The organism is Shimia aestuarii (genome assembly GCF_022814865.1).
GTDB classification, from domain to species: domain Bacteria; phylum Pseudomonadota; class Alphaproteobacteria; order Rhodobacterales; family Rhodobacteraceae; genus Shimia; species Shimia aestuarii_A.
Genome location: NZ_JAKVRD010000020.1, coordinates 1 through 18,653, shown reverse-complemented (window position 1 = coordinate 18,653; position 18,653 = coordinate 1). Strand labels below are relative to the sequence as shown.

21 protein-coding genes and 2 pseudogenes are annotated in these 18,653 nt (G+C 59.0%); 5 read left to right on the top strand and 18 right to left on the bottom strand.

Annotated features, from left to right (window positions below):
- Positions 1-12 precede the first annotated feature (12 nt).
- The 6 genes from MK745_RS16070 to MK745_RS16045 all read right to left on the bottom strand — a co-directional run bounded on the left by MK745_RS16070 (position 13) and on the right by MK745_RS16045 (position 4,214).
- The gene (locus MK745_RS16070; RefSeq protein ID WP_243614250.1) at positions 13-1,941 is read right to left on the bottom strand and encodes a relaxase/mobilization nuclease domain-containing protein; all 1,929 of its coding nucleotides are present in this window, start codon (positions 1,939-1,941) and stop codon (positions 13-15) included.
- Positions 1,934-2,518: a hypothetical protein gene (locus MK745_RS16065; RefSeq protein WP_243614249.1), complete on the bottom strand. Its 585-nt coding sequence runs from the start codon at positions 2,516-2,518 to the stop codon at positions 1,934-1,936. Before MK745_RS16065 ends, MK745_RS16070 begins: the two co-directional genes overlap by 8 nt.
- 323 nt (positions 2,519-2,841) lie before the next feature.
- Positions 2,842-3,069, bottom strand: coding sequence for a hypothetical protein (locus tag MK745_RS16060; protein ID WP_243614248.1), 228 nt, complete (start codon positions 3,067-3,069; stop codon positions 2,842-2,844).
- Positions 3,066-3,425, bottom strand: coding sequence for a DUF2958 domain-containing protein (locus MK745_RS16055; protein WP_243614247.1), 360 nt, complete (start codon positions 3,423-3,425; stop codon positions 3,066-3,068). The genes MK745_RS16060 and MK745_RS16055 overlap by 4 nt, the downstream gene beginning before the upstream one ends.
- A 68-nt stretch (positions 3,426-3,493) precedes the next feature.
- Positions 3,494-3,694 (bottom strand): hypothetical protein, encoded by a 201-nt coding sequence (locus MK745_RS16050; RefSeq protein WP_243614246.1) that lies wholly within the window; start codon positions 3,692-3,694, stop codon positions 3,494-3,496.
- 172 nt (positions 3,695-3,866) lie between these two features.
- Positions 3,867-4,214, bottom strand: coding sequence for a hypothetical protein (locus tag MK745_RS16045; RefSeq protein ID WP_243614245.1), 348 nt, complete (start codon positions 4,212-4,214; stop codon positions 3,867-3,869).
- Positions 4,215-4,279: 65 nt separating this feature from the next.
- On the opposite strand from MK745_RS16045, the gene MK745_RS16040 reads away from it, so the two are divergent.
- Positions 4,280-5,284, top strand: coding sequence for a DUF4917 family protein (locus MK745_RS16040; RefSeq protein WP_243614244.1), 1,005 nt, complete (start codon positions 4,280-4,282; stop codon positions 5,282-5,284).
- A gap of 173 nt (positions 5,285-5,457) precedes the next feature.
- Here MK745_RS16040 and MK745_RS16035 read toward each other — a convergent pair whose 3' ends face one another.
- The 5 genes from MK745_RS16035 to MK745_RS16015 form a co-directional block, all read right to left on the bottom strand.
- On the bottom strand, positions 5,458-6,354 hold the full coding sequence (locus MK745_RS16035; protein WP_243614243.1) for an ArdC family protein: 897 nt from the start codon (positions 6,352-6,354) through the stop codon (positions 5,458-5,460).
- Positions 6,355-6,605: 251 nt separating this feature from the next.
- Positions 6,606-7,154: a GNAT family N-acetyltransferase gene (locus MK745_RS16030; protein WP_243614242.1), complete on the bottom strand. Its 549-nt coding sequence runs from the start codon at positions 7,152-7,154 to the stop codon at positions 6,606-6,608.
- Positions 7,144-7,458 carry a DUF1778 domain-containing protein gene (locus tag MK745_RS16025; RefSeq protein ID WP_243614241.1) on the bottom strand — a complete coding sequence of 105 codons (315 nt, stop codon included), beginning with the start codon at positions 7,456-7,458 and terminating at the stop codon, positions 7,144-7,146. Before MK745_RS16025 ends, MK745_RS16030 begins: the two co-directional genes overlap by 11 nt.
- Positions 7,459-7,612: 154 nt before the next feature.
- A complete protein-coding gene (locus MK745_RS16020; protein ID WP_243614240.1) occupies positions 7,613-7,828 on the bottom strand; it encodes a hypothetical protein in 216 nt (71 codons plus the stop codon).
- A 14-nt stretch (positions 7,829-7,842) separates the two neighbouring features.
- Positions 7,843-8,727, bottom strand: a complete 885-nt coding sequence (locus MK745_RS16015; protein ID WP_243614239.1) for a hypothetical protein — start codon at positions 8,725-8,727, stop codon at positions 7,843-7,845.
- 476 nt (positions 8,728-9,203) lie between these two features.
- On the opposite strand from MK745_RS16015, the gene MK745_RS16010 reads away from it, so the two are divergent.
- Complete coding sequence (locus MK745_RS16010) at positions 9,204-9,767, top strand: ImmA/IrrE family metallo-endopeptidase (protein WP_243614238.1); 564 nt, start codon at positions 9,204-9,206, stop codon at positions 9,765-9,767.
- 33 nt (positions 9,768-9,800) lie between these two features.
- On the opposite strand, the gene scpB is transcribed toward MK745_RS16010, so the two are convergent.
- Together scpB and MK745_RS16000 are read right to left on the bottom strand one after the other, a co-directional pair.
- Positions 9,801-10,394: an SMC-Scp complex subunit ScpB gene (gene scpB, locus MK745_RS16005; protein WP_243614237.1), complete on the bottom strand. Its 594-nt coding sequence runs from the start codon at positions 10,392-10,394 to the stop codon at positions 9,801-9,803.
- Between the two features lie 3 nt (positions 10,395-10,397).
- Complete coding sequence (locus MK745_RS16000; protein WP_243614236.1) at positions 10,398-11,276, bottom strand: DUF1403 family protein; 879 nt, start codon at positions 11,274-11,276, stop codon at positions 10,398-10,400.
- Between the two features lie 113 nt (positions 11,277-11,389).
- Here MK745_RS16000 and MK745_RS15995 point away from each other — a divergent pair, with 113 nt between their 5' ends.
- Entirely contained in the window at positions 11,390-12,553 is a 1,164-nt protein-coding gene (locus MK745_RS15995; RefSeq protein ID WP_243614235.1) for a tyrosine-type recombinase/integrase, read from the top strand.
- Positions 12,554-12,625: 72 nt separating this feature from the next.
- Here the strand turns inward: MK745_RS15995 and MK745_RS15990 are convergent, their stop codons facing one another.
- Together MK745_RS15990 and MK745_RS15985 are read right to left on the bottom strand one after the other, a co-directional pair.
- On the bottom strand, positions 12,626-13,759 hold the full coding sequence (locus MK745_RS15990; protein WP_243614234.1) for a ParB/RepB/Spo0J family partition protein: 1,134 nt from the start codon (positions 13,757-13,759) through the stop codon (positions 12,626-12,628).
- Between the two features lie 10 nt (positions 13,760-13,769).
- Positions 13,770-15,065, bottom strand: a complete 1,296-nt coding sequence (locus tag MK745_RS15985) for an AAA family ATPase (RefSeq protein ID WP_243614233.1) — start codon at positions 15,063-15,065, stop codon at positions 13,770-13,772.
- A gap of 515 nt (positions 15,066-15,580) precedes the next feature.
- Between MK745_RS15985 and MK745_RS15980 the strand changes: the two genes are divergently transcribed.
- Entirely contained in the window at positions 15,581-16,267 is a 687-nt protein-coding gene (locus MK745_RS15980; protein ID WP_243614232.1) for a DnaA N-terminal domain-containing protein, read from the top strand.
- A gap of 265 nt (positions 16,268-16,532) precedes the next feature.
- Here MK745_RS15980 and MK745_RS15975 read toward each other — a convergent pair.
- Positions 16,533-16,649: pseudogene (locus MK745_RS15975) on the bottom strand (IS6 family transposase); the annotation flags it as partial.
- A gap of 49 nt (positions 16,650-16,698) precedes the next feature.
- Here MK745_RS15975 and MK745_RS15970 point away from each other — a divergent pair.
- Positions 16,699-17,112 (top strand): nucleotidyl transferase AbiEii/AbiGii toxin family protein, encoded by a 414-nt coding sequence (locus MK745_RS15970; protein ID WP_243614231.1) that lies wholly within the window; start codon positions 16,699-16,701, stop codon positions 17,110-17,112.
- A 67-nt stretch (positions 17,113-17,179) separates the two neighbouring features.
- On the opposite strand, the gene MK745_RS15965 is transcribed toward MK745_RS15970, so the two are convergent.
- Positions 17,180-17,776, bottom strand: a complete 597-nt coding sequence (locus MK745_RS15965; protein WP_243614230.1) for a DUF6088 family protein — start codon at positions 17,774-17,776, stop codon at positions 17,180-17,182.
- A 567-nt stretch (positions 17,777-18,343) separates the two neighbouring features.
- A pseudogene (locus MK745_RS15955) lies at positions 18,344-18,520 on the bottom strand (DDE-type integrase/transposase/recombinase); the annotation flags it as partial.
- Between the last annotated feature and the right edge of the window lie 133 nt (positions 18,521-18,653).

Sequence of the window (18,653 nt, the reverse complement as noted above, 5' to 3'; positions counted from 1 at the left end):
GTAGTGCTCCGATCAGAAGGACATTTCGTCGTCGAGATCGCGGCCCATATGTTGACTGTGATCACGGGATTTGGCCTGCTCGGCTTCCATCTGCCGGGCCACCTCCGTCACCTTGTCCTTCTGCAGGGCGGCAGCACGGTCAGTGAAGACCTGATCGCCGGTTTCCTCGTGGGTCATCTCGAGGAACTCCTGCGTAACCGTGATCTGGTCGATCTTGCCGGGCAGCGCCTCTTCTAGCACCGTGTAGTTGCCGCGCCGCAGCTCGGCCAAGCCTTCCTCTCCCAACTCCTTGAAGAGCTCTGCCTGCAAAGTCCGCTCGACCACCTCTTCCTGCTCCTCGGTGAGTGTGCCTTCTTTCAGCATATCCGCCAATTCCTGCAGGTAAGCATTCGGTCCTCTGTCGGCATCGTCCACGAGAGAGAGGTCATGCCCATCCTCAGCATTGAGCCCCGCCCCGATCGGTACACCCAGTCCCCGTGCCCTCTCCATGAGGCGGTCCATCACGCCATCAACCTGTCCGAGCGCCGCATCGAGTTGGTTATCATTGGCGGTTTCAACCGTAAGGCCGTCCTTCGCCAGCACGGCGCCCATGTCCCGCTCGACCCAATCTTGGGCCAGCCCGTAATTCGTGGTGCCGCCTGAGACGATGCGGGCGGTGAGATCATCACCGTCGATCCCCGCATCCCGCGCATCTGACAGGATGCCCTCCAGAGCTTCATCCCGCCCGGATTGCAGTGCTTCGATCAGGCGCGCATCTCCTGCCCCCGGCGGATAGGGCTCGGCCAGGTCACGGCCGAACCTCGACCGCAGATCGGGGTCCGGCACCATCTGTGACAGGTCGCGGATGATCGGTGCCGCTTTCACCTCGAAGCTGGCACGTGCCTCACCGTCCAGTTCCTCGGCCTTGAGCCGCAGGGCCTCGATGGTGCGTTCGGAATACTCGATCGCATCCCCGACGGTCTGGATATCCTTCATATCAATCTCTCCTGCGGTGAACTGGTGAACGGTATTGGTGCCAAGCCCCTTGGCCATAGCCCGCACGGCGCGGGCAAGGTGACGCTGATCCATACGATCCAGAAGATCGGCGAGCTTGGCATAGTCCTTGGCAAAGCCCACAACCTGAGCCTGGGCGATGGCGGACTCCTCCGGCGTCATTGCGATCTCGCGCGGCAGGCGCGCCTCTTCCTTGGCCCGGTAGATTTCTTCGATGCCAGGGGCCTTGGCGAAGATGCCGCGCTCGAGCCGGGTGGTGGCGTCCAGCATCACGCCATAGCCCTCTGCGATCTCCGCCTGCTTCTCGCGCATGAGCTGGGGCGACATTACCCCCTCAGCCCAGCAGGAGAACCAGGTCCCCTGCTCTCGGCCGCGATTGTTCAGAACGATATGGGCGTGGCGGTGTGCGCGGTCGTCATGGACCGCCAACACGTAATCCCACTGGTCGCCATATTCGCCGCTCTCGAAGAAATGCTCCGCCCAGTCGAGCGCGATGTCACGGACTTTCTCGGTGCCGACATCTGTCGGGAAGGACAGAAGCATATGCGAGGTGAAGCCAAGCTTGGTGGTGCCGCGCCAGGTCTCAGACCAGCCCTCGATGATTTCGTCCTTCTGCTCGCCCGTCAGAACCGCTGCATTGTCCAGCGGGTTGGTCATGGTCGAATAGGTAAAGACCGCCTTGTCGTTGATGTAGGAGAGCTGGTTGCCGAGCGAGGCGCGCGTTTTGCACCCCCCTGCCCTGATCCGCTTGAACACTGCCGCCCGGCTCTGACCCGATGCCGCCTTGGCGATGTTGCGCACCGAAAGCCGTCCGACACGCGCGTAGCTGCGGCCCTGCCGACGCCCTGCCAGCCGCGCGTCGATCCGCGCCTGGGCCTTGCCCCGGATGCGCTCGTCTTCCCAGAGACGCCCCATGACCGACGTGTAAAGGGAGAGCGGATCAGCCATTGGCTACGACCTCCCCACCACTACCTGCCACGCCTGACTCGACAAGATTCGGCAGCCCGGCCCCGCGCTGCACCTGTGCCAGATCCTTCATCGCGCCAAGCTCGCGGGTCATCTTCTGTGCCAACTCGACAAGCTCGGAAACCAGCGCCCGATCCTCGTCCGTGAGCACCAGCCGCCCCCGCCGCACCTCCTTGGCGAGAGCCATTCCTGCATCGGTCAGATCGCGCGATTGACGCCAGGCTCCGACAAACCCATCGATCCGGTCCGCTGTCACATCCATGAATCCGCAGCGTGCCCGCACCACCGCCTTCAGCGCCTGACTGCGATTGGCGAAACCTCGCGCCTGCCACTCCGCATCGAAGGCCTGAAGATCGGATTGGGAGGCGCGAAAGGTGACAACCTCAGAAGGGTCGCGGACCGCAACACCCTCACCGATCTCCTCTTTCGCCAGCCGCGAGATGTGCCGCACTGACACACCGAACTCCGCCGACAAATCCCGCGCTGCCTCGCCCGTCTGGAAGCGCCGTGCGATCTCGATGCGCTGTTCGATCGTCAGGTTTTTGCGCGAACGCTTCACTTCAGACCCCTCGGACAAAATGTGTATACATTTGCCATATCCTGCCAATGTCTCCCTTTGCTACGGTTTATATATTTCATACCTTCATGTCAATTCGTCTTTAGCTGAAACAGGGTGAGTCTGGGAGTCGAATGAGCGTTTCAGAATACCCTCAAGGTCCAATCCTCGCTGACCGGATTGGCCTTAGTTCACTTGGGAACGAAGCGCATTAAGAAGCCACCAGCTCTGTCTGAGGCACGTGTAAAACTGGGGGCAACAGGCATAGAAAAGGCCACCCGCAATGGGGTGACCTTATAGGTTTCATGACAAACTTCAGGGGTCAGTCAGGCGGCGGTTCCGTCGTGATCCGTGAGCACTATGCCTTCCGTGACACCGACAAAGAGCGGTGTGACCTGGTACTCGCCGTCCTCGATTTCCGGCGGCGTCACGGCAACAATCGCAACCGCTGGTTCGCCGTCAAGGAAGCAGGAGAACAACGCGAAATTGTCGTGCTCTCCCGAAGTCAGCGCCTCGAAGGCGCTGATGTGTTCGGGGTGGATGTTGGTGCTCATGTGACGATCCCTCCGACCTCGCGGGCGCGCTCGGCATAGGTGCTGAGCGGCGCATCGGCTTCGAAGTGGAGGTCCCGCTCGATCGGCAGCCCGAGGCGACCGCAATGTGCCTTCAGGACGCTGAGCCGAACGGAGCCCAGTTCGGGATGGCCCAGGCCGAGATCGGCGAGTCCGAAAGCGATGTCGGGATCCTCTGGGTCGGTTTCGCTCAGGAGCCAGGTAGCACCGCCATCGGGCGTGAAAAGCTTGACCACAGGATGGTGGTCGATGGTGTCCTCGCCAGCTTCGATGCGCTGTTGGTTGGTGCGGCCATTGGCGGCAAGTTGGTCCAGGATGGGTTGCGGCAGAAGTTCCATTGTGTCTGTCCTTCGTATGAGGTGTCGGTGATGTCGGCGGGAGGAGCACGAGGCCCCTTCCCGGCAGGTCATTCGGTGACCTGGTTGTCGTCGGCGTCAGCTTTCGGCTCGAAGAGGACGAGCTCGCCATTCACCGGGTTTGCGAAGAGCTGCATGGTCATGAAGGACTTGGCGCCTTCGTTCTGCGGGAAGGCGACACCCACCTTGTGGAAGCGGGTCTTGCCATCCTTGCCGGTGTCGGGGGTGGTGACGGTGTAGTACTTGGTCATATCGGTTCTCCTTCGTTTTCGATGCAAACGGGAGACCGTGACCGCCCGGACCGGCTGTCAGGCTGAACTTTGGCGCGCGAGGAATGACTGCGAAGTAGGCAGGGGAAAGTTCTGCTTGAAGGGGGTGGCTGAAGGCTGCGCCCGGCAGCCGGGCCAGGTCACGGAGATTGCATCAGGAAGAAAACGAGAGGGAGCCGAGGTGGCCGGGCTGCGTGACGATCACACCAGACTGCAAGAGAATTGGATACGTCCACGATGGATGACGTCTGAACTTGGATGAAGCGGTAACGGCCGGAATGACCTGTCCCTGCGCAACCTGATTTGGCGGGGCACGATCAAGCTTCGGCCCATTGCTGATGACGACCCGGTGCTGGACCAGTCCCGGCTGCTTCAGGCCATGGAGCTCACCTTCGCCTATGCCGACATACACGGCGGGATCAGGCTGACACAGACGAAAGCTCTCAACAGGAAATTCGGTCAGTTCAATTCGGCCGTTGCCTTCCGGCTGGGGCTCAGCCAAGTTCATCTAAAACAATGAAATAATGCCTGAACGCACGTAACGGTTTAAGAAATTGGTTAAACATCATGCCTGAAATCATCAGCTTTCAACATGCGATAGAAGCCACAAAAGGCGAAGATAAGGCTCTTCTGATCGGCAACGGCTTTTCTGCGCAGTATTTCAATTACGCGAACCTTCTGACGGAGGCGCAGCTGGAAGACGGCAGCCCCGTAAAAGGGCTGTTTGAACGACTTGGCACAGTAGATTTCGAAGCGGTTATCAGGGCTCTCGAGGACGCATCCATTGTCGAGCGGGCCTATGGCAACGAAGTTCATGCCAATGAACTCGAGGCCGACGCTCAAAAGGTAAGGGAGGCCCTCGTCAATGCCGTCAACGCGACACATCCCGCCCATAGGGAAGACCTCGAATTCCAGTATGAAAGCGCGGCAGCGTTTCTGAAGCACTTTAGCAAAGGCCGAGTCTTCACGTTAAACTATGACCTACTGCTCTATTGGGTGAATTTGGAAAAAAGTCTGCTAACTGACGGGTTTGGCCTTGGCGAAGACGTAGACGATGGCCGTTTCAAAGGCCCTTTCCAAGAAGGTGCATACTGCCGAACTTTCAACCTACATGGCGGTTTACACCTTTTTCAAGACGGAGTCGGAGATGTCTACAAAGCTCTGAACGATGGCGATGGAGTCATAGCGAACATTACGCACGAGATTGCAAAAAACGAGCGGCTTCCTCTTTATGTAGCTGAGGGCACTTCGACATCGAAACTGCGCAAGATCAACTCCGTCGAATATCTCCGCCATTGCTATCGCGCATTGCAGGAAACCACTGCCGCCGTTTTCGTGTTCGGGCACAGCGCAGATTCGAACGACGCCCATATTTATCATGCAATTTTCGGATCAAAGGCTAAGCACGTCTATTTCGGCGTCTTCCAACCAAACGACGAAAAGGTCACGGCTTTGGATGCCGAACTGGCAAAATACAAGAAGCTCGGAGGGGATGGCGTCCACTACAGCTTCTTTGACTCTGAGACCGCGCAGGTCTGGGATGGACCGCCAGAGGTAGAAGATGCAGACTGACGATCATGCTGTCGAAGAATTCCTGGCGGACGGACGCTGGTTCTTGCGCACCCAGACAGGGCGCCCAGATTGGTGTGACTCCATCGTTGCGCATGCCGACGTTGGACATCATTGCTGCTAGTGTTTGCAGTCTGTGCGCCACACAATGCCTAACCACCTCGAATTGAGGCCGCCTATGCGGCGACCTCATCCGTGTTTGGTTGAAGCCCGTGCAGGTAATCAACAGCTTTCTGCGCATGTGCGGCAGCCTGGAAGATGAACCGCTTGTCATTTCGCAAACCACGCAACCAATGCGCAATGTAGGACGCGTGCTCATCACGCGGTTCAGGTGAAAGGCCCAAATCAGCTGCCAGAAACGCAGCCCCAAGCTCGGCAACCAGTTCTTCCTGGGCATAGCCTTCGTCGCCCCAGCGTTTGCGACCGAAGCTGCGGTCAAGGCGCTTCGGGTGACGAGTCCAGTGTGTGATCTCATGCCCGAGGGTTGCAAAATACGCCTCTTGGGATTCAAAGGTCTCGAAGGGCGGCATCTGAACGTAGTCGGGATGAACTGCATAGAAGGCTTGGTTCCCACCATGGCGAATTTCGGCTTCGGTAGCAGCAAAAAATGCCTCCGCTGCTGCGTCACGCTCAGCTGTCTCGAGCATCGGCTCAGCCACCTCGTAGTAGGTCTCGGGCAGTCCCTCGATCTGATCGACGTTGAAGACGGTGTAGCCCTTCATGAAGGGGATCTCGATCTCGCGGTCCTCTCCGGCGTCATCGATCTCGGTCTTGCGGAGCTTGTCAGCGTAGATGACAAGTTGACCCTTGGACCCTTTGCGGACTTGCCCGCCGAGTTCGAGTGCTTGGCGATAGGTCATCCAGGTGGGTGCGGTGTAACCGTGGGCGACGGAGGCTGCCCAGAGCAGGATGATGTTGAGGCCGCGGTAGGCAATGCCGTTGTGGCGTAGGGGTCGGGTGATCTGACCGGCGAGGTGCTCTGCGTTCCAGGGCTTGTGCCAGGGCCGGGTACTAGCTTCGAGATCGGCGATGACCTTTTCGGTGATACGGGTGTAGATGTCGGGCTTTGCCATGTGATCCTCCATTGTCTCGTCCCCGTGCGGGACGCGGGAGGAAATGGCGGACGCGACTAGCCGCCCGGGCATGGTCAACACGGGAGCGTCAGCGAATGGAGCGGGCAGACCATTGCGCGGGCGGCGGCGTCCGCCAGACGCGCGATCCCCTTGCTCGCACGGGGATGAGACGAGGGAGGTTTGGCATCAGAACGATCTACGCCGTCCCCACCGAGAAAGTGATGACTTTGGAGTGACGGCGCAAAGGGGATTCAGCCGGACAGCGCTCTCACGGTCTGTATTGGCATGAACAGGCGCAGCGGCTGATCAGGCAGCGGTATGAACCCGAAGGACTCGTAGTAGGTTTTCCGCCGCGCGACGGTTTCGGGATTGCCGCAGTCGAAGACATCAAGCAGAACTGCGCAGGTCCCGATCTCGTCTGAAACACGCCCGATGCGACTGAGCGCATCAGCAAGTAATGCACTCCCTAGACCCTGCCCCTGCATTGATTTGTCAACGCCGATCATCGAAATGAATGCGGTCGGCAAAGCTCCGTGTCGGGGTGCCTTTTTGGCTAAGGCTTCCGGCATTTCGTCCGCGGCAACGGAATGCATGTTGATGCCATAGAACCCAACGATATGGCGCTCATCGTCCAGCACGACCCAGACGCGGATTACATCCGCCTTGGAGCCCTTTTTTGCTGTGAGCTTGAGGTAATTGTCGATCTGTAGCACGCCACAAGAGAAAGCCGCTCGGTCCTGTGTCTTGGGATCGAACGGCTCGATTGTGTATTTGGCTTCGACGGCGGCGTCAGTCGGCATTCGTGATTAGCTTCTCACGCAACGCAAAAGCCTGCTTCAGCCGGTCATTCGGCTGCGGCGGATTCTCGAGAGCACCAAAGAAAGCGGCACGATCCGCTTCACTCTCCAAAACTGTCACCTTGTGCGCTTCGATTGTCGTCTGCGCGGCCTTGTATGCGGCACTCACAACAAAGGAACTCACCTCTACGCCGCTCAAGGTCGCAGCACGGCTGATCGCGTCCTTCACCGAAGGCTGCGTGCGCGCTTCAAGCCGAGCGCTCTTGGGCTCGTCGATAGCGACAGTGCTATCCTCAAATGCCAACATGACGACCTCCTTAGTTTAGCATTGCTCGTTTGCAACTGCGTTGCGAGAGAGCTTCCCAAATGCATGTACGGCATATAGGCGTACATGTCAAGTGTACGGCAATCTACCGTACGCCCCCTCAAGCCCTGCATCATTGTTGCAACGAAGAAGGAAGTCATTTTTCCCTTACCGTGGTGTGCGGGCTGGCCTTGCCATGTTTCGCGGTCACGAAGCGACCGGTGATGGCACTACGATAACTACCGCCAGTGGACCCGCTTTTACCGGGTGCTTCTTTCACGGTCGTGCGCGGATGCGATTTCCCATAGGCCCTGGTCACGTAGCGCCCTGATTTCGCACTGCGGTAGCTCCCGCCCTTGCCTTTGCCTGCCATCTGAATTCTCCTTCTCAAGTCTGGCGTATTGTCTGTCCCCTCCGATTTGGAGGGCTGGTTGGGTTCCATACAAAGCGAATGACCTCTACGGGGGGCCTTCTGGTGTTCATCGCGAAATTCAGCAGGTCGGAGCCGGTGGTGTTTTCCTGATCAGACGGCTTGCAACACCGGGCATAAGTTCCGAGCGGATATTCACATCCACAAAATTCGTCATCACAGAGCTCGAGCAGTCGTTCGGCTGCAATGGGAACCGACTGTCGACCCGGCCATTTTCCGTATTTTTCGAGATACAGATGCCGCACCGCCCACAAGCTGTAGAGATCAAGCAAAGTGATCAGTGACTGGCCCGGTACCCACGTGCGGTCCCTCGGTTCAAATGCGCAAATCGAACCGTCTGGAAAATTCGTGTGCCGCGGTCCGATCCAAGATTTACTGACTGCGGTCGTCCAAAATCCCCAGGCTCGAACCGGCTTCTTGGTAGTATAGGGAAGTTGAACAGCAAATGCGGCTCTCCGACCGAAACCTTCGATCAGATCGCTCTCAGCGAAGAGCCACATTTGCTTCTCTTGAGGAAAGGAAAGGAGACCCGGGTAAGCATCCCGGCATTCCCCTACGCCTTCCGCATAGCGAAACCGTAGTCCTGGCTGGACGAACGGTGCTCCGGAATCGGACGCCCCGGATTGTCCGGGCGTCCCTTGCCCTCCGGCGGTCCGTTCCCACGGTCGGGTTGTGGATCGTGTCGATTGTTGCCCTGCATAGGCTTTCTCCTGGCCCGAAGATTTCAAGGCAACCGTAGAGGTCTCGGGCCGTATGACCCCTCGGTTGAACACAGTCGGCAGAACACCAACGTCAAGCCCCGCGCCGATGGCCTTCAGATCGTCTTCGATGCTCTTCCTCATTTTGACGCGTTCCTTTTTGCCGCAGCGTCTTGCCTTTACGGACTCGCAACAGCGTTGCTATAATGAAATTCTCAAACCACACGAAGGGAGTCAACATGAAAATTGCAAGAGTCGAACATTATGCCTAATGTGCAATTCGACGGGAGCAGCTTCTATTCCGCGTTGGACGCGGTAAGGGAGGAAAGGAAGCTCACCTGGAGAAAGGTCGCGGAGCAGTCGAGCGTGAGCGCTTCATCACTCACCCGTATCTCACAAGGAAAGCGGCCGGACGTCGATAGTTTGGCGTCGCTCTGCGCTTGGGCGAAACTTAGCGCTGATGACTTTATGCGAGAACCTGGCGCCAACACCGATGACGAAGCATCTTCCTTGACCAAGGCACTCATGCTTTTCCGAGCGGATCCCAATCTCGGGAAGGAACAGGCGGATGCCTTGGAGCGGATCATTCAGTCCGCCTATGAAGGACTGAGAGCTCACTAATGGCACTACGGCGAGGCTTCAAAACCGATGCAGAGTGGTTCGCACAGGATGTTCGTCAAGAACTCAATCTGGCGAAAACGGATCCTCTGTGCCCTTGGAGTCTCGCCCAAAAAATGGATCACAAGGTAGTTGATCTCTCTGCCTTTGAGGAAGAGCACCCGCTAGAAGTTGCGCGTCTTCGGCGTTGCACAGGGGCAAACGGCTTCTCGGCTGTGACAATCCACAAAAGCGGCGCCAGGCTCGTCATACTCAACGACGGTCACGAAAAGCCGCGACAAACAGCCGATCTAGCTCATGAACTAGCACATGGCCTTCTGCATCACATCCCTTTGCCCCTCGAAGACAGTTCCGGTGTCAGAACCTTCAATGCCCGAGACGAAGAGGAAGCGCATTGGCTGGGACCAACACTACTTGTGCCACAGCCAGCGGCGGTAATTATTGCGCGCCAGCGCATGCCCCTTGGTGTTGCGGCAACGAGATACGGTGTAAGCGAACAACTCATGCGGATGCGGCTCAACATGACTGGGGCGTTGAAAAGAGCAAAAGCGGCAGCATGGCGATAACACCGCGTCGCGTCGCACATGTCGTGTACCTCACTACGCTGCCGAGACTCCCGCATCCTCAAGCTGTTCCCGATCCGGTAGGTCACGCAAGCTCTCCAGTCCGAAGGCGACTAGAAACTGCTCAGTGGTCACGAAAGTGTAGGGCGCGCCACGTTTGGGCGCGCGGGGCCCGGTGCTGATCAGACCACGTGCGTGCAAACGTCCGATCAGGTCGCGGCTGATTTCCTTGCCGAAGATGTCTTTCAAACCATCCCGTGTGATCGGCTGGTGATAAGCGATGGCCGCAAGCACCGCGACGTCGAACTCATTCAGGTCCAGAACCTGCTCTCCCACATCCGCCGCCGCGCGGATCGCAGGAGCATACGCGGCCCGCGTCCGAAACATCCAGCCGCCCGTCACCTCGGCGATTTCGAAGGCCCGGCCCTCTAGATCGGCAGCGAGGTCATCGACCAGCAGGTCGATCGAGGCGCCCTGCCCCACCACGAGGGCCAGGTCTTCGCGCGGAACTGGTGAGGCAGAGGCAAAGAGAACCGCTTCGATCCTGCGCATCCATTCGCGCCAGCGTAGATCGCGTGGCAGGTCCTCGAGCTCTCTATCCAGATCGGGTTCGGAGCAATCCTTGGCCATAGTTCAGACCCCGTAGAACCGGAAGGTGTCGCGCCCGGTCAACTCACGTACCGCACCCAATTCGACCAAGCGGTCGCAGAACCTACGCGCGGCCCGATCTGAATTCAACGAGGTGAGCGCTGTCGGCGTCACCGCGTCACGGCTCATAAATATCTCGACAGCCTCCCCCGCCCCCTTAGCCCGTAGTTTTGGTGCAACCGCAGTCAACCGCCCCGCCCTGCGGGCAAGATCCGTGGCCAGTCGCGACGACTCTTTAGTCGAAGAGACTACGGCACGATGACAAGCCAACCGCAAAACCTCGCCCCGCTTGCGCAGATCGGCACGTTTCAGACCCGCGGCCAGAAGCGGTACCAGATGATCCCAACCCAACGCGTGGGCCAAGGCAGCATCCGCAAGGACCAACGCCGGCAATTCCCGACGCGGGGCCTCGGTCAGAACGGTGTCCAGCACCTCAGCGGCCCAAATGACCGGCGCGCCCTGCCCCGCATCCAGCCATCCGGCAATTTGCCCGGCCTCAAAGTTGGGCAGCGCCCGATGCAACGCCTTGACCGAGGCCGGCCGCTCCACCGCGCGTCGCCAAGCCAAGTAGCTCTCCCCGGCCGGACCAGGCAAATCCCCGGGGCGCAGCAAATGAACTGCATCCCGCAAATCCGCGGCCCTTTCAGGGCGTCCGGAATGCGCAACGCAGGCCTCCGCGGCACGCAGCGCCAGCCTCTCACGAAACAAGCTCTGGGGCACCTCTTCACGCTCCACCACAAGATGCAGGTGGCTCAACGCCGCCCCTGACAAAAAGGCCACATCTTCAAGGGCTTCGGCCCGCGCCGAGGTGACCCAGGAGGGCATTCTGGGTAGGGTATCGAAGTCGCCGCGGGCATATGTCATGCCACAACACTAATCCCTCACGGCGCTTTTGGCCACTACATAGTGTAGAAACCGCCCCGCTTTGCTGGTTCTAGTTATGTCCAATAAGTTTGCATTATCGGACATCAAGTAATATGCTCAACGACATGTCGGAAAACCACGAGAAATCGAGCTCAGAGCCACCAAACGGGTCTTCCATCGACGAGGACAACGAGCGAGATCGCCCAGACAGAGAGGAGATCACCCTTCCCTCTCATGTGCCCGGTTCCGGGACCTTGGATCGGCTGGTTGATACAGCTCGCGACTATGCGAGAGCTTCGACGGCCGAGAACACCAACAAGGCCTATGCCGCCGATTGGAAACACTTCACCCGCTGGTGCCGCCTGAAAGGAACAGAGCCCCTCCCCCCGTCACCTGAGTTGATCGGGCTATATCTCGCGGACCTGGCCTCAGGATCGGGCCCTTTCCCTTCGAAGTCCGCGTTCGGACCCCAGTCGGCGTCCCGGCCCCTGTCGGTCAGCACCATAGATCGCCGCCTGTCCGGTCTCGCCTGGAACTACGCACAACGTGGGTTCGCACTCGACCGCAAAGATCGTCACATCGCCACCGTGCTGGCCGGAATCAAGCGCAAGCATGGGCGTCCGCCGGTGCAGAAACACGCCATCCTGCCCGAGGATATCCTCGCCATGGTCGGCACCCTGGGGTTCGACCTGCGTGGGCTACGCGACAGAGCGATTCTACTTCTGGGATATGCCGGTGGTCTCAGGCGCTCGGAAATCGTCAGCCTTGATGTCGGTAAGGATGATATCGAACACGGCGTCCGTGCGCCAGACAGCGGTGGTTGGATCGAGATCTTCGACGATGGCGCGGTGCTGACGCTGAACGCAAAGACCGGTTGGCGAGAGGTCGAAATCGGGCGTGGGTCCACTGACCAGACCTGCCCTGTCCATGCCCTCGAACAATGGCTGCGCTTTGCCAAAATCGACTTTGGTCCGGTCTTTGTGCGCACCTCGCGAGATGGCAATCGCGCGCTTGAAAACCGGCTGTGCGACAAACATGTCGCCCGCCTGGTCAAGCGTACCGTCCTGGATGCGGGCATCCGATCCGACCTGCCCAAGAAGGCCCGCCTGGCGCTGTTCTCGGGCCATTCCTTGCGTGCCGGACTGGCCAGCGCGGCCCAGGTGGACGAGCGTTTCGTACAAAAGCATCTGGGCCACGCCAGCGCCGAAATGACCCGCCGCTACCAGCGTCGCCGCGACAGGTTCCGCGTGAACCTGACCAGGGCCGCAGGGTTGTAGATATCTAAACCAGCAAAATGCAAAAGACCTTCCCCGCGGGGAAGGTCTGTTCAGTTCAGGCAGAGGGCGGGTTTAGTCAAGATTGTCCAGCATCTGCTGCACCGCCTGTTCCAGCTTACGCCGGTCGATGGTGGTGAAATCGCGATTCAGGCGGATTTCCAACCGACCCGAGGCCGCGGTGCATTTCGCCCTGCCCTCGCGTCGCTCCAGCTGAAAACTGGTCTTGGCCTTGCCTGCGGCGGGGGCTTTGGGCTTGGGCGCGGCGGTCTGCACCCCCTGCCCGTCCTGGACCGCGCCCAGCCCCGCCGCACGACGCAGCACGCCCAGCTCATCCATAACCGAGCGGTTCTCCCAGCCCTCGAGATCACTGCGAATATGACCAGCCAGCGCGGGGTCCTGATCAAGTTGTTGGGCCAGCGCTAACCCGAGGGCACGGGGGATCTCGTGCGGGTAGATCAGCGCCCCACCGATCCGCCCGATCACCTTGATGAAGGTGCGGATATACGAGCGTTTCTGATAACCCGCCGACTTGAACAGAACGGCCACAGCCTTGTCCGGGTCGGTTTCCTGTGTGCCAGGTTCGGCGGCATAGTCCACGGCCAGCTTGGCCATCTCGGCAAAGGAGATGTCCTTGCGGACCATGTTTTCGTCGACCATGCGGCGATAGAGCGATTCCAGGCTATCCCCGCGCGGCGTGATCGCCGCCGGGATGCGGGCCCAGAGATCATCGTCTGTTTCCTCGTACAGCGCGCGATAGGCCGAGAGCCGCCGAAAGCCCTGGATCAGCTCGAACTTGCCATCCTCGCGCGGTTCGACCCGGATAGGGTTGGACAGACCGATGTCCTGAATCGACTGCTTCAGCTCGTCCAGTTCGGGGTCGGGGCCGGGGGCCCGGTCGCGCGTCAGCTTGTAGGTTTCCACGGCGTCCAGCGGCAGCACCTCGAGCACGAGGCCCAGCTTTTTCAACCGGACATGCTCGTGCGCAAGGGCGTCGTTCTCGGCGCGGATCTGCGCCTCCACCTGTTGACGCTCACGCGCAGCGCCAGCGGTTTCGCTGATCGCGGTGGCCATCGGGCCGCGCCGGGCAGGGCGGTCCTCCTTCCCCGCGGGGAAGGTTTCGGTGGCTGGCTCGGCGCTGGGATCGGGCAAGTCGTCGGGCAGGTCATCGGGCATCGAGATATCGAACATGCGGCGTTTGCGGCTCATGAATGTCTCCTTAAATCTTGTCCCAGGCCTGCACGACCGAGGCTTTGAATTCGTCGTACCCCCGATCAAAGGTCGCACGTGCACGGCGCCAGGTTTCGCGGGTCATGTCGCGATAGTCGATCTCATACACCGACGAAAGGAAGCGGCCGGACTGTTCGACCGCGCGAGTCATCTCGATCGGGTGCTCTGTTACATGATCGCCAAAGACCTTACGAAACGCCTCGAGCATCGCGCGGTGCAATTCGTTGCCCGGCTCGAACCGGGTCATGACAAACCGAATGTCGGCAAAGGCCTTAGGCAGGCCAATCTTCCCCGCGGGGAAGGTCGCGTCGAACCCGTGGCTCAGATCCTCCAGCGCTTCGGACAGCTGACCGATAAAGCTGGTGGTCGAGTCATACTCCCAATAACCAGGGCCCGACGGCACATACAGCATGTCCGCAGCAAAGACCGCATTCATCGACTGATACCCAATCGCCGGCGGGCAGTCGAACAGGATCAGATCATAGTCGTCATCGTTCAGCGTATCGAGATAGCGCGACACCGCTGCAAAGAACGACCATTCCGGGTTCAGGTGGCGGTACTGGGCGCTGGCAAACTCGACAAAGGCGGCGTTGGCACAGCTGGGAATGATGTCGATCGTGGACCAGGCGGTCGGCTTGATGAAGTCCGGCGTGCGCAGGTTCTCTAGCCCCATGTCCCGGATCGAGGTGGGGATGCGGCGCTGGGGCAGGGCGGCCCCGCTGGCGGCCCCGGTTACGGCGGCGTTCATGCGGTCGGTTTCCCGGATCAGGTCACGCGCCATGATGCCCCAGACGGTATAGTCTTCGGCCACGTCGGATAGCCCCATCGAGTGGGACAGCGTCGCTTGCGGATCAAAGTCAACCACCAGCACACGATAGCCATCCAGCGCGGCGGCATGTGCCAGGTGCAAGGCGACGGTGGACTTGCCAGAGCCGCCCTTGAAGTTGGCAACGGCCGCACGAAAGGCGCGCTTGCCAGCGGGGCGCGGCGGCATCAGCGACTTGCGGTTGACCTTCATCCGGCGGCGCAACTCGTTGATCTCCTCCAGGCTGAACCAACGCTGGCGACCATCGGGTTCGACTTCCCCGCCAGGAAGGTTCGGCTCGGCCGCCAGTCGCCCACGAAAGGTGGACTGGTTGATGCCCAGGATCAGCTCGGACACCTCCCAGCTGGAGAACCGCCGCAGCCGCTTGGTGTTCTCTGGGCTGAAGGTCTGCTGCCTTATCCAGCTTTGCATCTTGAGCGACTGCGCCTGCAACCGCGCGAGGTCTTCGTGGGTGTACATGAGTGCCTCCTTAGAACTGAACGTAAAAACTGCCTCATTCCGCAAATACGACGGATTTGCCGAAATGGCAAAGAAAAGATTTAATGTCCTTAACCTTCCCCGCGGGGAAGCTGTATCCCTGGGAACAAGGGATTTGGGCGCGAATCGGCTGCGCAGCGTCGACAGAGGGGCAGGGGGCCTGAAACGTCGGTGAGGCCGCAAAGTTTAGGGGACATGCCAAAGCGCCCTACAGTATTTAGAGTGACATTCTTGACCAAATGGGGGACACCCTGTATGTCCCCCATAACCATAGAACCTCTTCTTTCTTTCGAAATAAGGATTAGAGAAACACCCCGCCCCGGAACCGCCCTTGACAGAATCGAAGTTCTGGACGCAAATTGGCGAAGATTGGTAAAGAGCGTTGGAAGCGCGCGCCGTTTACTGATTTTGAGGCAGATACACCGTCGGTAACATCCACGGATATACGGACCCGGAACGCATCACCAAGATGCGACGGGCAGGCAAAGGAGAATGCGATGCAGATCGCAAAGCCAGTGGGACGCGAGGCGGCCAGTCGCAAATACGACATCTTGTCTGCGCTAATGGCCTTTGCGCTGTCTGAGGACCGGACGATTCAGCGGCAGGTCATGCGAATGATGGCCCTGATCACGACCCGCTACAACTGGCAACGAGACGAGCTGTCCATGGGTCAAGAGGACATCGCCCGTCTATGGTCCGTCGACACCCGTACCGTCAAACGCGAAATGGCCAAGCTGCGCGCCAAAGGCTGGCTGGTTCTGAAGCGCCAGGGCGCGCGGGGCAGGGTCAGTGTCTATGGACTGGACCTGGAACTGATGCTTGAGGATACGCGGCACGTCTGGAGCCATATCGGCCCGGATTTCATTGACCGGTTGACGCCTGACCAGCCGTCTCAGAACCCGACCCCTGACAACGTGGTGCCGCTGCATACACCTGCGCGCAGCCCTGTGGCCGATGGCTCGCTTTGGTCCGAGGTGCAAAAGGAGCTGCATCAGATCGACCCGGCGGTTTATGGCGCCTGGTTCCATGGGCTGAGCGAGGCTGGCGTTGGGGCAGGGCGGCTGCATCTGATGGCGCCGTCACGGTTCCACGCGTCATATGTGAAAACCCACCTGATGAGCCGCGTGTTGGCCGTGGTGCGCCGGATCGATCCGAGCATTCATGACGTGGTGATCGAATGCTAGACTCAACTGCTCTGTCGCAAATACTGTTTGGACGCACTCCGCCTTGAGGACTTGATGGCGCTGCTAGAGCATTCTGTCCGTCTTTCAGCAAGACATACGCCGGAGAGCCGTTTTTCAAGTTTGTGCTGCGTCGGCTTGTCTAACGTCAGCGCCAATGGGACAGTTTAGGGTGATTTGATAAGAGAGGGTTTCTGGCACATCGTAACCACCGAGGAGTGAAGATGAGACAGAAACCCGGAACCCGCAAAAGCCACGGCGAGAAGGTCAGCAGGTCACGGACGTCGCGGCACGACAGCGGGTAGCGACAGTACCAGCGCACCGCCAGAAGGATGATCTTACACGGGAACCGATGACGTTTGAACGGGTTCTTGCGTTGCGCCATTGGCTACTCCACCATCATAGACACAAAGCCTGCTGCGACAGGCGCGGTAATGCAACTGACCCGATTCAGGGACCAGATCTATACGTTTCAGGAACTTAACTTGACTGGGGCAGGGGTGGCGGTACGGGCCTTCACATTGCACGAGATCATTGCTGAGAAGCTCCGGGCTTTGCTTCGGCAGCCCATAAGAAACCGAAACCGTCGTCAGGACGTGTATGACATTGCCTATTTGATCGAAGAAAACGAGCTGAGCGGTGAAGACCGACGGGTCATCCTACAAACGCTGATCGAGAGTTGCCGTACCCGCGGCATTGAAGCTAGCGCGGATTCCATCGGCAACCCCAGAGTTCGCCAGAGAGCCGAGGCTGATTGGAACACACTTGCTCTTGAAATCGGTGATCTCCCACCTTTCGAGGAACGATTTGCGACGATGCAGGCGTTGTATGTGTCCCTACCTTGGTAGGTGGCACACCTATGAAACCGGTCACTAGCCAGCACATTTCGGAGTCCGCCAACAACCTAACCAACGGTCAATCACATGAAATGATCTGCTGCACGATAGGATGCATCCAGGCTGGCACATGTCTGCTTTGCTTAGCAAGTAGCATTCGGTCTATGTCATCCAGAGCACGGGCTAGTTCTTCGATCACCTGATCATCGACCCGGTCCTTGCCGACATAACGCAGTGCCTGAAACACGACACCGGTTTTCTGGCCCGCGCCAACAAGCGTCTTGGAAGACGCATTTCTGAAACGGACCACCTGCCGACCGAATGTCTTGGTCTGTGTCGGGCCATCGGTCATGTAAGTGGGCTTGGATGGAACCTGTGACGAAAGCCCAAGTTGGTTGGCCGCCATTGCAGGAGAGGGCTGCAAAACCTGGTTGTTCTTGCGGGTTACCGCTAGCGCAATATCGTGGACTGACAGTGGCAGATAGCCAAAGCGCGGGCTTTTCTTGGGATAGTCGTAGAGACCGCGCGTTAAGCGACGGATCGTCCCCTGATCGGCCAGACGGGACAACGCCTTGTCCACACTTGTTCGAGACCCAATGTCCAAAAAGTCCGATGGTACAAAGATTGCGCCACGTCCCCTCCCAATGATGCGTTTTTTGATCTTCAATGTGATCATGATTCACCTCCTCGCCAGAAGTTATGGTGTGTTCTTCTGAAACCCAATGTTGAATGGTGCACATACAATGCTGTCTTGCGGCGGGAAGGTGACCTTTGGCAATTTCTGCACTGAGATCCGCTATGCGGGACAAAATCGCCATCCGATTTCTGCAAACGAATGGCAGCTTTGTCGCTTTTCGCCTTCGGGACGCTATGTGCGCGACCCTTGATATGCGCTCAGGGGTTCAGGCGGTTGCCTCCCTTTCGTCGGGCTGGTGCATTCCGGCAACAGCCAGAACAGTCAATCCAAGGACCATGTAGTACCAGACTCCGAGGCCGGAGAAGCCAAGGGCAATTGGGGCGACAACAAAGGCGATGCCGACCAGACCATCAACGGCTAAGTGAAATCTGTACGGAACACGCGGATCGAACCCAGATGGTGGTCGGTCAGGATGGTGAGCGCCAATGCCGCCGCGCCAGTAGTGATGGAGAGCCAGAGCGCCAGGTTGTTTTTGCACCCAAACCTATCAGGAACGGTATTGCGAGAAGACCGAGCGCAACCGGATAGTCGAGGTAGGCATGCAACACCATCCTGATCGACGGCACGCCAGAGCCAGAATGACCGGCCCGCGATCTTCACCACGACTTCATCCAGATGCCAGACATCGCCAGGGCGCGCCTGCCGGCGGCGCAGGTTCCTCGCGATCTGCGGCCTGAATTTGGTTGTCCAGCGCCGAACGGTTTCATAGGACACGTCGATACCAGGGGTCTGATGCCGGAGAGTGCAGAATCCTACGCTAAGGCTATTTGGTCATCTTTTGGGCCACCTGTATTCGCCGGTGAGAAGGATGTGCGCCCACCCGAGGGGTGAGATATGCGCTAGCAGGTCTGCTGAG

What these genes read in the sequence shown, in the direction of transcription:
- MK745_RS16015 (WP_243614239.1), bottom strand. Translation starts at nt 8,727, where the DNA reads ATGAGGAAGAGCATCGAAGACGATCTGAAGGCCATCGGCGCGGGGCTT.
- MK745_RS15990 (WP_243614234.1), bottom strand. Translation starts at nt 13,759, where the DNA reads ATGAGCCGCAAACGCCGCATGTTCGATATCTCGATGCCCGATGACCTG.
- MK745_RS16030 (WP_243614242.1), bottom strand. Translation starts at nt 7,154, where the DNA reads ATGCCGACTGACGCCGCCGTCGAAGCCAAATACACAATCGAGCCGTTC.
- MK745_RS15985 (WP_243614233.1), bottom strand. Translation starts at nt 15,065, where the DNA reads ATGTACACCCACGAAGACCTCGCGCGGTTGCAGGCGCAGTCGCTCAAG.
- MK745_RS16050 (WP_243614246.1), bottom strand. Translation starts at nt 3,694, where the DNA reads ATGACCAAGTACTACACCGTCACCACCCCCGACACCGGCAAGGATGGC.
- MK745_RS16010 (WP_243614238.1), top strand. Translation starts at nt 9,204, where the DNA reads ATGGCACTACGGCGAGGCTTCAAAACCGATGCAGAGTGGTTCGCACAG.
- MK745_RS16040 (WP_243614244.1), top strand. Translation starts at nt 4,280, where the DNA reads ATGCCTGAAATCATCAGCTTTCAACATGCGATAGAAGCCACAAAAGGC.
- MK745_RS15970 (WP_243614231.1), top strand. Translation starts at nt 16,699, where the DNA reads ATGCAACTGACCCGATTCAGGGACCAGATCTATACGTTTCAGGAACTT.
- MK745_RS15965 (WP_243614230.1), bottom strand. Translation starts at nt 17,776, where the DNA reads ATGATCACATTGAAGATCAAAAAACGCATCATTGGGAGGGGACGTGGC.
- MK745_RS15980 (WP_243614232.1), top strand. Translation starts at nt 15,581, where the DNA reads ATGCAGATCGCAAAGCCAGTGGGACGCGAGGCGGCCAGTCGCAAATAC.
- MK745_RS16055 (WP_243614247.1), bottom strand. Translation starts at nt 3,425, where the DNA reads ATGGAACTTCTGCCGCAACCCATCCTGGACCAACTTGCCGCCAATGGC.
- MK745_RS16060 (WP_243614248.1), bottom strand. Translation starts at nt 3,069, where the DNA reads ATGAGCACCAACATCCACCCCGAACACATCAGCGCCTTCGAGGCGCTG.
- MK745_RS16020 (WP_243614240.1), bottom strand. Translation starts at nt 7,828, where the DNA reads ATGGCAGGCAAAGGCAAGGGCGGGAGCTACCGCAGTGCGAAATCAGGG.
- MK745_RS16035 (WP_243614243.1), bottom strand. Translation starts at nt 6,354, where the DNA reads ATGGCAAAGCCCGACATCTACACCCGTATCACCGAAAAGGTCATCGCC.
- MK745_RS16025 (WP_243614241.1), bottom strand. Translation starts at nt 7,458, where the DNA reads ATGTTGGCATTTGAGGATAGCACTGTCGCTATCGACGAGCCCAAGAGC.
- MK745_RS15995 (WP_243614235.1), top strand. Translation starts at nt 11,390, where the DNA reads ATGCTCAACGACATGTCGGAAAACCACGAGAAATCGAGCTCAGAGCCA.
- MK745_RS16070 (WP_243614250.1), bottom strand. Translation starts at nt 1,941, where the DNA reads ATGGCTGATCCGCTCTCCCTTTACACGTCGGTCATGGGGCGTCTCTGG.
- scpB (WP_243614237.1), bottom strand. Translation starts at nt 10,394, where the DNA reads ATGGCCAAGGATTGCTCCGAACCCGATCTGGATAGAGAGCTCGAGGAC.
- MK745_RS16000 (WP_243614236.1), bottom strand. Translation starts at nt 11,276, where the DNA reads ATGACATATGCCCGCGGCGACTTCGATACCCTACCCAGAATGCCCTCC.